Origin of the sequence: Salmonella sp. JXY0409-18, assembly GCF_020268625.1 — a bacterium.
GTDB lineage: Bacteria > Pseudomonadota > Gammaproteobacteria > Enterobacterales > Enterobacteriaceae > Salmonella > Salmonella enterica.
Genome location: NZ_CP084216.1, coordinates 1,722,518 through 1,735,327, shown reverse-complemented (window position 1 = coordinate 1,735,327; position 12,810 = coordinate 1,722,518). Strand labels below are relative to the sequence as shown.

Annotated in this window: 11 protein-coding genes and 1 pseudogene; all 12 read right to left on the bottom strand. The window is 42.7% G+C overall.

What is annotated here, in order from left to right; genetic code table 11:
• Nucleotides 1–1,293 (bottom strand): MATE family efflux transporter, encoded by a 1,293-nt coding sequence (locus LDB27_RS08105; RefSeq protein WP_024132298.1) that lies wholly within the window; start codon nucleotides 1,291–1,293, stop codon nucleotides 1–3.
• Between the two features lie 81 nt (nucleotides 1,294–1,374).
• Nucleotides 1,375–2,274: a CDP-abequose synthase gene (gene rfbJ, locus LDB27_RS08100; RefSeq protein WP_000143397.1), complete on the bottom strand. Its 900-nt coding sequence runs from the start codon at nucleotides 2,272–2,274 to the stop codon at nucleotides 1,375–1,377.
• A 27-nt stretch (nucleotides 2,275–2,301) separates the two neighbouring features.
• Nucleotides 2,302–3,615 (bottom strand): lipopolysaccharide biosynthesis protein RfbH, encoded by a 1,314-nt coding sequence (rfbH, locus tag LDB27_RS08095; RefSeq protein ID WP_000126349.1) that lies wholly within the window; start codon nucleotides 3,613–3,615, stop codon nucleotides 2,302–2,304.
• Nucleotides 3,616–3,641: 26 nt separating this feature from the next.
• Complete coding sequence (rfbG, locus tag LDB27_RS08090; RefSeq protein ID WP_000565904.1) at nucleotides 3,642–4,721, bottom strand: CDP-glucose 4,6-dehydratase; 1,080 nt, start codon at nucleotides 4,719–4,721, stop codon at nucleotides 3,642–3,644.
• Between the two features lie 4 nt (nucleotides 4,722–4,725).
• On the bottom strand, nucleotides 4,726–5,499 hold the full coding sequence (gene rfbF, locus LDB27_RS08085) for a glucose-1-phosphate cytidylyltransferase (protein WP_000648783.1): 774 nt from the start codon (nucleotides 5,497–5,499) through the stop codon (nucleotides 4,726–4,728).
• Nucleotides 5,496–6,489, bottom strand: a pseudogene (locus tag LDB27_RS08080) (CDP-6-deoxy-delta-3,4-glucoseen reductase). The gene rfbF and the pseudogene LDB27_RS08080 overlap by 4 nt, the downstream one beginning before the upstream one ends.
• A gap of 5 nt (nucleotides 6,490–6,494) precedes the next feature.
• Nucleotides 6,495–7,046, bottom strand: a complete 552-nt coding sequence (rfbC, locus tag LDB27_RS08075) for a dTDP-4-dehydrorhamnose 3,5-epimerase (RefSeq protein WP_000973712.1) — start codon at nucleotides 7,044–7,046, stop codon at nucleotides 6,495–6,497.
• Nucleotides 7,047–7,925, bottom strand: a complete 879-nt coding sequence (gene rfbA, locus LDB27_RS08070; RefSeq protein WP_024132299.1) for a glucose-1-phosphate thymidylyltransferase RfbA — start codon at nucleotides 7,923–7,925, stop codon at nucleotides 7,047–7,049.
• 47 nt (nucleotides 7,926–7,972) lie between these two features.
• The gene (gene rfbD, locus LDB27_RS08065; protein ID WP_001023663.1) at nucleotides 7,973–8,872 is read right to left on the bottom strand and encodes a dTDP-4-dehydrorhamnose reductase; all 900 of its coding nucleotides are present in this window, start codon (nucleotides 8,870–8,872) and stop codon (nucleotides 7,973–7,975) included.
• Nucleotides 8,872–9,957, bottom strand: coding sequence for a dTDP-glucose 4,6-dehydratase (gene rfbB / locus LDB27_RS08060; protein WP_000697850.1), 1,086 nt, complete (start codon nucleotides 9,955–9,957; stop codon nucleotides 8,872–8,874). Before rfbB ends, rfbD begins: the two co-directional genes overlap by 1 nt.
• Before the next feature lie 376 nt (nucleotides 9,958–10,333).
• Nucleotides 10,334–11,227 (bottom strand): GalU regulator GalF, encoded by an 894-nt coding sequence (gene galF, locus LDB27_RS08055; RefSeq protein WP_000981469.1) that lies wholly within the window; start codon nucleotides 11,225–11,227, stop codon nucleotides 10,334–10,336.
• 177 nt (nucleotides 11,228–11,404) lie between these two features.
• Nucleotides 11,405–12,808: a colanic acid biosynthesis protein WcaM gene (wcaM, locus tag LDB27_RS08050; RefSeq protein WP_001111835.1), complete on the bottom strand. Its 1,404-nt coding sequence runs from the start codon at nucleotides 12,806–12,808 to the stop codon at nucleotides 11,405–11,407.
• Between the last annotated feature and the right edge of the window lie 2 nt (nucleotides 12,809–12,810).

The following is a 12,810-nucleotide window of genomic DNA, read 5'->3' as shown; positions in this document are numbered from 1 at the left end:
TTATTCCTTATTTGCCTTAATTAAGTAAGTTAGTGGAAGCCCCCAAAAAACAGTTAAAGCAAAAGATATAATCAAGCCAAGTAGCACTCCGCTGATTCCAAGCTTACTAGAAAAATACCATTGTGCTATTCCACCAATTATTGCTTGTAGTGGTACTAATATCCAAAGTATTTTTAAATAATTCATACTTTGCAATAACATTGCATAAGTATCACACCAAACACGAATACAGAAATATATGCCAATTAACATAAAAGATAACATAGAAACTTGATAATTAATATCTTTGGCTATTACTGAAAATATCTGTTCTTTAAATAAATAAATAAATATTGTACATCCAACAACATATAGTGAGCCAAGCAAAATATTGACACCTATCATTTTGTTAAGTTTTTTCCATTGCTGTTTGACTCTCAATTCAGCACATATAGGCCATAATGCTTGCAAAATAGCAGTATAAATAAAAAAGACTAAACCAAAAATTTTCATCGTTACTGTATATTGGACAATATCAGCAGGAGTTAGCCTTTGAGAAATGACCATATAATCTGTTTGAAGTACCACTATCGATAATAAAGTAAAAAGAAAAAACCCTGAAGATCTACGTAAAATCGCTATATAATAAGATTTTGTTGTTTTAACGTGATAAAGCTTTATGTATCTATATACAATATAGCACAATGAAATCATACCCACTGGAAGATACAGGACTATTAGTGATAATTTTATGTCAACTGAAATCCCCCTATAGTATATATATAGCAAGCCAAGCATACCTATCATATAAGATAATGCGTTTAATAGATTAGCTTTCCACCCGACCAATTCGGCAAAAAGTATTTTATAAGCAATGGCTCCGATTCCAATAGAACTGAAAACTAGACATGAGGTAAAAAAGAGCATTCTGGTTTTATCCTGTAATATCTCATGAAAAGAAGAAAGATATTTAGAGGAAATTACTCCAGAAAAAATATAAAATAAAGCAATAAAAAAAACAATAGCTATAAAGCTTAGATGTAATGCTGATTTAATATATGCATCATAACTTTTGTTTTTGGCTCTGCATTCTGATATATAATTTTGCAGTCCTGTACCTATGCCAAAATCAACAGCGCTACACCATACTAATAAACCAGTTAACAAACTAAAGATTGCATATTTCTCTTCACCTAGTATAGAAATAAGATATGAAATACTTGCTAACTGCACCCCAGCAATTATTATTTTGGATAACCATGATGAACCTGCAACAATTAAATGACTCGGAATTTTTAACAATTGAACTTTCACTATGCAATTAAACGACTTAGTTTTTACAACATAACGCGACTAATTTGTTAACGATTTATTTATTAAAAGATCATGAAAATCTCATAACCGTTTCAGTAGTTCTTCAATTCCTTTTTTATAATCGAAATTTGGTTTCCAGCCCATTGCTTTTAAATTTTTATTATTTGCAACAGAGAACATTATTTCATTATCTCTTTGCTCTATCGCACCGAATTCAAATATACTCGATGAACCTGGCATCATAGTATTTTGCAAATAAACCAGAAAATCCTTCAAACTTACCCCAGCACCAGTTCCAACTTGATACTCAGTATATGAAGGTACTTTTTTTCTATTTTCTAATATAGTTAAATAAGCATTTACCACATCATCTACAAAAATAAAGTCTCTTATCTGTTCGCCTGTTGTACATTTCACACAACTCTGTTTTTTATTTAAGCAGTCGATAATGTATGGAATAAATTTATTTTCACCATCCCCAGGCCCATATACATGCTCTAATCGCATGTTTACAAATGAAATGTCATGCATATTAGCATAATAATGCCCAATTTCATCAAAGTGTCTTTTAGTAATTATATAAGGCCGCATATGTTGATAATTAAAATCTTTCTTGGCAAAAAAACTATCTGTATTTAAAAAGATATTCGCCCGATATTTTATTGCCAAATCAAGAAGCTTTAATGGTTTTATAACATTTGCATCTTCAATATTTATGAGAGATGATGTTTTATGCCCATATTCTGTTGCCAAATGAATGATACCAATTAATGCAGAATCAATTGATAACTCCTCCACTAATAATTCGATATTATCCCAACAGCACCATCTAACATTAGCTAATGCATTACTATTATTTTTTATTACATCTCGAGTGATTGCGACAACTGAAATCCCCGATTTTTTTAGAGCTTCGAGTAAATGCTTACCAATAAAGCCGGAAGCCCCACTGACAATTACATATTCTTTCAAAAAGGTCATCGCAATCACCAGATAGAATAGATTAAATTAGAAATTTAAACCAAAGAACTCTTCAAACTTGCTAACTACATAATCTAAATGCTCTGTAGTCAAGCCTGGATAAATACCAATCCAGAACGTTTGATTCATTATACGGTCGGTATTTGTCAACTCACCCACTACACGATATTTCACATTAGCAAAATACGGTTGGCGAATCAGATTTCCAGCAAACAGTAAACGTGTACCGATTTTTGCTTCATCAAGGAATTTCACCAGTTCGACACGGTTAACACCGCTAGTTTCTTTCAGGGTGATAGGGAAGCCAAACCAGGATGGGTCTGATTTCTCTGTTGCTTCTGGTAATTCGAGGAATTCAGTGCAAGATTGCAAGCCCTGTTTCAGATAGGAAAAGTTAGCTTTACGCTGCTCTACAAACTCTTCTACGCGCTCCAACTGAGCCAGACCACATGCTGCCTGCATGTCCGTGATTTTGAGATTATATCCGAGGTGGGAATAAGTATATTTGTGATCATAGCCTTGAGGAAGAGATCCCAATTGCTGACCAAAACGTTTACCGCAGGTGTTATCGCATCCTGGCGCACAATAACAATCCCGGCCCCAGTCACGGAACGACTCAATAATTTTCTTCAGTTCACCTGACTTGGTGAATACAGCACCGCCTTCACCCATTGTGATATGGTGAGCCGGATAAAAACTAACGGTTCCGATGTCACCAAAGGTACCTACCATCTGGCCTTCATAAGTCGTCCCAAGGGCATCACAGCAGTCTTCAATCAACCATAAGTTATATTTATCGGCAATCCGACGAACTTCACTCAGGTTAAATGCATTACCGAGTGTATGAGCGATCATTATCGCTTTTGATTTCTCAGTAACTGCAGCTTCAATGAGAGAGGCATCGATATTATATGTCGGGATATCAACATCCACGAATACCGGTATTAAACCATTCTGGATCGCCGGGTTAACTGTAGTCGGGAAGCCAGCAGCGACAGTAATAACCTCATCACCAGGTTTGAGAGCACGCTCGCCTAATTTTGGGGAAGTCAGCGCAGTCAGTGCCAGCAAGTTTGCCGAAGAGCCAGATGTAGTCGTTAAAACATGAGGAACCCCAATAAATTCCCCAAGTTTTTTCTCAAAGGCATCATTGAAACGACCAGTAGTTAGCCATCCATCAAGAGACGCCTCAACCATCAATTGTAACTCTTTGGCACCAATAACCTTCCCGGAAGGAGGCACAACGCTTGTACCTGCAACAAAAGGTTTCGGGCTCAATGCCTCATTCGCATACTGAGCGACAAGCTGAGAGATTTGCTCACGCAGGTTATTTGCTGTCATTACTTTGATTCCTTAAACTTATTTTCTTAACGAGTAGTTGCAGACATATAGTCGCTGATTTCACGCTTTGAACAAATCAACATATCTTCGCCGCGAATCCATGCTTTATGCCATTTTACGATGCGACCAAGTGTTTCAGTCAATCCCCAACGCGGATGCCATCCTAATTGCATATTTGCTTTAGAGCAATCCAGTTTCAGGTAATGTGCCTCATGAGGATGATTCTCACCATCCAGTAACCAGCTTGCATCATCACCCCAAAGCGTGACCATCTTGTCAACAATAAATTCGACCGTCTTCGCATCTTCATCACGTGGGCCGAAATTCCATCCTTCAGAAAACTTAGCACCTTCTGTATACAAGCGTTGCGCCACTACTATGTAACCAGAAAGAGGCTCCAGTACATGCTGCCAGGGACGGATAGAATATGGGTTTCGAATAATAACCTGCTGGTTATTTTCAAATGAGCGCAGAATATCGGGAATTAAACGGTCTTTAGCCCAATCGCCTCCACCTATGACATTACCAGCTCTCACAGACGCCAAACCAACGCCATGTTGCTCATAATTTGCAGGATTGAAGAATGAGTTCCGGAATGCAGACGCGACTAATTCTGCACAACCTTTACTATTAGAGTATGGATCGTACCCTCCCATGGGTTCGTTCTCACGATAGCCCCACACCCACTCACGATTGTCGTAGCACTTATCACTGGTGATATTTACGACTGCCTTTATGTTACTTACCTGCTTAACTGCTTCAAGCAGATGGACAGTACCCATAACATTTGTTGAGTATGTTTCGATTGGCTGTTCATAAGATAGGCGCACTAAAGGCTGGGCTGCCATATGGAAAACAATTTCTGGCTTAAATTCTGCAATAGAATTGCGCAGCTTTTCAAAATCACGAATATCGCCAATATGAGATTCCATAAGATCATTAAGACGCACTATCTCAAATAAACTTGGAACAGTTGGCGCATCAAGTGCATAGCCTTTTACAATTGCACCCATTTCAGTCAGCCATAGCGAAAGCCAGCTTCCTTTAAAGCCAGTATGGCCGGTAACGAATACACGTTTACCTTGCCAAAAATTTTTATCAATCATCTAGTTACTCCCAGGTTTTCCACGGAGCTTTACCTTTTTCCCACAGCCCTTCGAGGTAAACTTTATCACGTAGGGTATCCATCGGCTGCCAGAAACCTGGGTGTTCAAAAGCCATTAACTCCCCCTGTTGTGCCAATGTCATTAATGGCTCTTGTTCCCAGGTTGTTGCATCGTTATCGATGAGATCGATAACCGATGGATTCAACACAAAGAAACCACCATTGATCATTGCCCCATCGCCTTTCGGTTTTTCCTGGAATGACCGGACCTGACCAGCTTGGATATCTAATGCGCCAAAGCGTCCTGGTGGAAAAGTAGCTGTTAAAGTCGCTTTCTTACCGTGAGCCTTATGGAAATCGATAGTCGCTTTGATATCAAGGTCGGCAACGCCATCACCATAAGTAAACAGGAAAGCCTCGTCATCTTTTACGTATTCAGCAACACGTTTCAGACGACCACCAGTCATTGAAGAATCACCCGTATCAACCAATGTGACATTCCATGGTTCAACACGTTTATGGTGAACTTCCATACGGTTTTCAGCCATATGGAATGTTACATCTGACATGTGAAGGAAGTAGTTCGCAAAATATTCTTTAATCACATATCCTTTATAACCACAGCAGATAATAAAATCCTTGATACCATGCACAGAATACATTTTCATAATGTGCCAAAGAATAGGCTTGCCACCAATTTCTACCATCGGTTTTGGTTTTACAATTGTTTCTTCACTTAGTCTGGTACCAAGTCCACCAGCCAGGATGACCGCTTTCATAAATTATCCTCAATATTATTTAGATGCGGTAAATGCATCAGAATAGAAATGTTCTACAGAGAGATTTTTCATCATAAAGTCCTTTTTACTAGCATCGATCATCACAGGTGAACCACATGCATATATATCGAAGAACTCTAGAGAATCAAAATCATCCATCACGGCATGATGGACAAATCCCTTTCTTCCCCCCCATTCGGCGTCATCACCAGAAACAACAGGGATATAATGAACGTTGTCGTGCTGTTCACTCCACTGCTGCGGTAATTCAGAGTAAAAATCTTTACTATCTTGCATTCCCCAGTAAATGTAGATCTCACGACGACATTTTCCCTGAATGAGATGCTCAACCATTGATTTAACTGGAGCGAATCCAGTACCGCCTGCAAGGAAGATTATAGGTCTGTCACTTTCACGAATAAAAAATGTTCCGCAAGGCCCTTCAATGCGCATAAGAGTATTTTCTTGTAACTCCCCAAAAATGAGCGAGCTCATCTGACCATTGGGAACATTCCTTACATGCAACTCAATACCATTCGACTCATCACTATTAGCGATAGAATAACTGCGAGTTACACCTTTATAATGTAAATTGATATACTGCCCTGGAAGGAAGCCAATTTTTGCTGTTGGTGGTGTACGTAACTTCAAAGTCATAACATCGCCTGAAACCAGTACAGCACTATTTACCTTGCATGGGACAATTTTTTTTGTCTGTCCAGCTAGTTCAGGAAAAAAATGTGCATTTAGCTCAAGGGCGGTTTTAGGTTTACAGCAGCAGGTTAGTATTTTATCACCCTGTCCAAAAATATTACCTTTGGAGTCAACAACTTCTCCCGCTAACAAATCGGACTCACAGATACCACAATCACCCGCTTTGCAGCTATGTTCAAGATGGATGCCAGCCGATAGCGCAGCATCGAGGATTGATTCATCCTCTCTACCGGAAAATTCAATATTTGATGGAAAAATCTTAATAATATGAGACACGATGCTTACTCTGTTAACAAGGCTTGATGCAGTAAAGGTGCTGCAGCATCTTTTGCTGAAAGCTCAGGCAGCTGAGAAAAAGGCCATTCAATACCTATTGTCTCATCATTCCATAGAATGCTACCTTCCGATGAAGGTGAGTAATAATTAGTTGCTTTGTACAGAAACTCTGCATACTCACTAAGAGTAACAAAACCATGAGCAAAACCTTCTGGAATCCAAAGCTGTCGCTTATTCTCAGCAGATAGATTTACGCCAACCCACTGACCAAAAGTAGGCGATTCTTTTCGGATATCGACCGCAACATCAAAAACCTCACCGACAGCACAACGAACTAACTTACCCTGTGCATTTTCTCCTCTCTGAAAATGCAACCCTCTGAGTACGTTCTTTTTGGATTTTGAATGATTATCTTGAACAAATGTAACTTTACGTCCAATCGACTCTTCAAAGGTCTGCTGGTTATAACTTTCAAAAAAGAATCCCCTCTCATCGCCAAAAACTTTAGGCTCTAAGATCAAGACATCTGGTATTGCTGTTTTAATCACAATCATCACTTATAAACCTTTCACCATCTTCAGCAAATATTTGCCATAATCATTTTTTGATAATGGCCCGGCCAGTTCTATAACCTGTTGTGCATTTATAAAATTTTTACGAAATGCGATCTCTTCCGGGCAGGACACTTTTAGTCCCTGGCGTTCTTCGATGGTTGCAATAAAATTACTAGCCTCTATCAAACTCTGATGCGTCCCTGTATCCAGCCAGGCATAACCACGCCCCATCATAGCGACAGACAATCTTCCCTGCTCCATATAGATACGGTTAATATCCGTGATTTCTAACTCACCGCGAGCGGAAGGCTTAAGATTTTTCGCCATCTCCACCACGCTATTATCATAAAAATACAGCCCCGTTACCGCGTAATTACTCTTCGGTTGTAACGGTTTTTCCTCCAGACTAACGGCTGTGCCATTTTGGTCAAACTCAACCACACCGTAGCGCTCTGGATCGTTTACATGATAAGCAAAGACGGTAGCACCACTTTCTTTATTAACGGCAGCTTCCATTAACTTTGGTAAATCATGACCATAGAAGATATTGTCACCCAGCACTAATGCACAATCATCATGACCAATGAACTCTTCACCAATAATAAACGCCTGTGCTAAGCCATCCGGGCTTGGCTGTACTTTATATTGGAGATTCAGTCCCCACTGGCGGCCGTCTCCCAGCAGTTGTTGAAAACGCGGCGTGTCCTGTGGCGTACTGATGATCAGGATATCCCGAATGCCTGCCAGCATAAGCGTGGAAAGGGGATAGTAAATCATCGGTTTATCATAAATTGGTAGCAATTGCTTACTTACCGCCATGGTCACCGGATAAAGACGGGTGCCGGAGCCCCCCGCTAAAATAATGCCCTTACGCGTTTTCATTTCCATTTCTCATTCATAGAAAATGCCCTGATGGGCATTTAAATTTATCAGATGGGTGTCGTCGTAAACATTTCAGTCAGCATACGCTTAACTCCTAATTCCCATTGCGGCAGAATAAGGCCAAAATTACGCTGAAACTTTTCAGTATTGAGACGCGAATTTCCAGGTCTGCTCGCCGGCGTCGGGTAGGCGCTGGTCGGCACAGCATTAAGCTCCGTAAGCGCAAGCGTTATCCCTGCTTTGCGTGCCTCGTCAAAGACTAACGCCGCGTAGTCATGCCAGGTTGTGGTTCCCCCGGCAACCAGATGGTAAAGACCTGCGACTTCTGGTTTATTTAACGCCACACGGATCGCATGCGCCGTGCAGTCAGCCAGTAATTCCGCACCGGTTGGCGCACCGTACTGATCGTTGATGACTGAAAGTGTCTGACGCTCTTTCGCCAGACGAAGCATTGTCTTTGCGAAATTATTGCCCTTACCTGCATAAACCCAACTGGTGCGGAAGATAAGGTGCTTAGGGCAGTTATCCTGCAGGGCCTTTTCTCCCGCCAGTTTGGTCTTGCCATAGACATTCAGCGGCGACGTAGCGTCCGTTTCCTGCCATGGGATATCGCCGGTACCAGGAAATACATAATCGGTTGAATAATGCACTACCCATGCGCCAGTTTCGTTGGCCGCTTTAGCGATGGCTTCCACACTGGTGGCGTTAAGTAACTGCGCTAGTTCTGGTTCAGACTCTGCTTTATCTACTGCAGTATGGGCTGCTGCGTTAACAATCACATCGGGACGAAGCTTACGAACGGTTTCAGCAACGCCTTTCGGATTACTAAAATCACCGCAAAACTCTTTTGAATGGACATCCAGGGCAATCAGATTCCCCACTGGTGCCAGAGAACGTTGCAACTCCCAGCCTACTTGCCCTGTCTTACCAAAAAGTAAGATATTCATTACTGGCGTCCTTCATAGTTCTGTTCTATCCAACTCTGATACGCCCCACTTTTAACATTGTTTACCCATTGAGTATTTGCAAGGTACCATTCCACTGTTTTACGAATACCGCTTTCAAAGGTCTCCAGCGGTTTCCAGCCTAATTCACGGCTAATTTTACCTGCATCAATGGCATAACGACGATCATGGCCCGGACGATCCGCGACATAAGTGATTTGTTCACGATAAGAAGTCGCTTTGGGTACAATCTCATCCAGCAGATCACAGATAGTAAATACCACATCGAGATTTTTCTTCTCATTGTGGCCACCAATGTTATAAGTCTCCCCTGCCTTGCCTTCAGTCACTACCATATGAAGCGCGCGAGCGTGATCTTCTACATATAGCCAGTCGCGAATCTGATCCCCTTTGCCATAAATTGGCAAAGGCTTTCCTTCCAGTGCGTTCAAAATGACCAACGGAATCAGTTTTTCAGGGAAGTGATAAGGGCCATAGTTATTAGAACAATTGGTAACGATCGTTGGTAGACCATAGGTACGCCGCCAGGCACGGACTAAATGATCGCTGGATGCTTTTGACGCAGAATAGGGGCTACTTGGCGCATATGCCGTCGTTTCAGTAAATAACGGCAGCGTAACGCTGTTTTCAACTTCATCAGGATGCGGTAAATCGCCGTAAACTTCATCAGTGGAAATATGATGAAAACGAAAACTATTTTTTTTATCTTCGCCAAGCGCAGACCAGTATTTACGCGCAACTTCAAGAAGTACATAGGTGCCGACGATATTGGTTTCAATAAATGCTGCCGGCCCGGTAATCGAACGATCCACATGACTTTCCGCAGCCAAATGCATCACCGCGTCCGGCTGGTACTGCTCAAAAATACGCGTTATTTCAGCGGAATCACAAATATCCGCGTGTTCAAAATTGTAGCGATTACTTTCAGAAATATCAGAAAGGGATTCAAGATTACCGGCGTAGGTTAATTTATCAATATTAACTACAGTGTCCTGTGTATTCTTAATAATATGGCGGACAACAGCTGATCCAATAAAACCTGCCCCGCCAGTAATAAGTATTTTCACTTTTCTATTCCATAAGGCGTATTTAATGTGGTATTTAATTTGCCAATAAAAATTAATTGCTCAAGTCGTTACACACGCTACCGCCCCTGGCTCATCAGCTACCAGTGCACTGCGTACATATCGACTTGTTACAAACCTCGCCCAGCAGGGCAAAGCTCACTAAAACTTAAACGCTAATTGTCTTATTAATTGCATCCGGAAACAAGGATTAATCTTATAAAATCAGCATTAAAATGCTCCAGATAACCCCTTGTTACTTAAGCCCTTTATACAAAACTAAAACGGCAGTCAACACTCGTTTCAGCCAACTTGCCGCTTCGAATGTTCACTGCCGTTATTATGTTTATCACCAACCATTTATCACGGTTGTTAATACTTATTCATGCAAAAGCTGCTCTATGCTCTTACGGAACTTCGCTCCTTCTTTCAGGTTGCGCAGCCCGTACTTCACAAATGCCTGCATGTAGCCCATTTTTTTACCGCAGTCATAGCTGTCACCCGTCATCAGCATCGCGTCAACCGACTGTTTTTTCGCCAGTTCAGCAATGGCATCGGTGAGCTGGATGCGGCCCCAGGCGCCCGGTTCGGTTCTTTCCAGTTCCGCCCAGATGTCGGCTGAAAGCACATAACGGCCTACCGCCATCAAATCGGAATCCAGCGTCTGCGGCTGATCCGGTTTTTCGATAAACTCCACAATCCGGCTGACTTTGCCTTCATTATCCAGAGGTTCTTTCGTCTGGATAACGGAATACTCCGATAAATCACCTTTCATGCGCTTCGCCAGCACCTGGCTGCGACCCGTTTCATTGAAACGCGCCACCATCGCCGCAAGGTTATAGCGCAGCGGATCGGCGGTAGCATCATCAATAATAATATCCGGGAGTACCACAATGAAAGGGTTATCGCCCACGACCGGACGCGCGCACAGAATAGAGTGCCCCAGCCCTAACGGCTGCGCCTGGCGAACGTTCATAATCGTTACGCCCGGTGGGCAGATAGATTGCACTTCCGCCAAAAGCTGGCGCTTAACGCGCTGCTCAAGAAGTGATTCAAGTTCATAAGAGGTGTCGAAGTGGTTCTCAACGGCGTTTTTAGACGCGTGAGTCACAAGTACGATTTCTTTGATCCCTGCAGCCACAATCTCATCGACAATGTACTGAATCATTGGCTTGTCGACGATCGGTAGCATCTCTTTTGGGATTGCCTTGGTGGCAGGCAACATATGCATACCCAAACCCGCTACCGGTATAACTGCTTTCAAATTCATCATTGTTTCTTCCACCTGTAAAATGGTTGCTGAATTATAGCTCTTTAGCTTGTTTTCGCCAGCATGAATTACTCTGCTGCCAGGGATAATGATGGCACGCTCTACATTACGTCTTAGTCGGCACCATAACATTAAGTATGAACAACTTTTTCCCAGGAATTTTCGTAAAAATAGCGGTACTTACCCTCCCCGCTTCGGCAGCGAAAAATTCACTGCTTCGACATTCACGGTTTGGTGATTAATCCTGTCGATATCCACGGAACTCTGCCCGTTTTCATTGATGGCATGAACATTAGCGAGGGAAAGCAGCGTGTCCTGGCGGGCCATAAATTGACCACGGACATCTTTACGCAAATCGAAATGCATTTTTAACGCCGGGCCAATCGCTGAAGTTTGCATCACGTTGATATTGCGCAGAAAGAGGTGCTGCGGTTGATTATGCAGTTCCAGCGTAGCACGCGTCATCCGTACATTGGTGATGGCAACAAATGAGGGGGCGTTACCGGATGAAATTTGAATGCCGCGTAATTTATAAGCAACCTGGCGATTATCCAACCGAATAGCGTTTAATTTAAAGTTTTGCGGAATTGACAGGTATTTTCCTTTAACGACGCCATAGCCGATGAGCATCCCGGCACTATTCGTCATATCAATATTATCAATGACGAAATTATCACAGCCATAAATTGCGATCGTTGCGTTATCAATACCCGCATTTTTACTGAAATCGGGCGTGATGTTTTTGGCTTTGACATTGCGAATGACGAAATGTTTGCCATTTTCTACGTGCACCAGCTGTCGGCAATCAGATCCGGTAATATTGGCCACCACAAAGTTTTTTACTGCCTGATCTTCAGGATAACTGTTGTCATAGGTGCTACCCGCCAGCCCGATGCCGATCCCCCAGTTGATTTTGCCATTGGTACAATCAATGCGTTCGATGACATGATCGGAAATCAGGATGTCGCGGTCGTGAATCGCGACATTCCACTCAATGGCGTCCCCCTGTAAATCGCTAAAGCGGCTATGCGTAATCCTCGCGCCGTCCATTTGGTTATGAAATCCCTGGCGGAGAATGGCGTAGTTGGCGTGGGTAACGGTGATGTCATCGATAATGAGATTACGCATCACCTGCGGTTCCTTACCACCAATGAAAATTTGCGCGACGGGGCCAAAGCCGCTCATCGTCACGCCTTTAATCACACAGTCCGACCCGCGAACATCCATCGTCACATTGTGCAGACTGCCGCCCTGCTCCCCCACCACCTGACACCCGTCCTGCAAAATAAACCGTCCCCGGCCATTCCCACGCACCGCGCCCTGTACCCGCAGCGTTTTTCCCGCCGGGATCGTTATCGCCGCATTGATATTTTCACACACCCATCCTGGCGGTACGACCACGGTCTGTCCGTCGGCGAAGGCCTGTTTGAACGAGGCAATACCGTCATCCGCCGGATAATCCTTAATATCGACGGTCTGGCGAGGTTCACGCGCCTGTAGCGGCAAGGCGCGCAGAAAAGGAAGAACAGCAAGCGCGGAACCTGCCGTCAGGAGGGTTCGTCGGGAGAATTTAGTCGCGGGCATAC

Excerpts from the sequence above, each read along its gene's own strand:
- rfbH (WP_000126349.1), bottom strand. The coding sequence starts at position 3,615 with ATGACAGCAAATAACCTGCGTGAGCAAATCTCTCAGCTTGTCGCTCAG.
- galF (WP_000981469.1), bottom strand. The coding sequence starts at position 11,227 with ATGATGAATTTGAAAGCAGTTATACCGGTAGCGGGTTTGGGTATGCAT.
- rfbF (WP_000648783.1), bottom strand. The coding sequence starts at position 5,499 with ATGAAAGCGGTCATCCTGGCTGGTGGACTTGGTACCAGACTAAGTGAA.
- rfbA (WP_024132299.1), bottom strand. The coding sequence starts at position 7,925 with ATGAAAACGCGTAAGGGCATTATTTTAGCGGGGGGCTCCGGCACCCGT.
- rfbG (WP_000565904.1), bottom strand. The coding sequence starts at position 4,721 with ATGATTGATAAAAATTTTTGGCAAGGTAAACGTGTATTCGTTACCGGC.
- rfbD (WP_001023663.1), bottom strand. The coding sequence starts at position 8,872 with ATGAATATCTTACTTTTTGGTAAGACAGGGCAAGTAGGCTGGGAGTTG.
- wcaM (WP_001111835.1), bottom strand. The coding sequence starts at position 12,808 with ATGCCCGCGACTAAATTCTCCCGACGAACCCTCCTGACGGCAGGTTCC.
- rfbJ (WP_000143397.1), bottom strand. The coding sequence starts at position 2,274 with ATGACCTTTTTGAAAGAATATGTAATTGTCAGTGGGGCTTCCGGCTTT.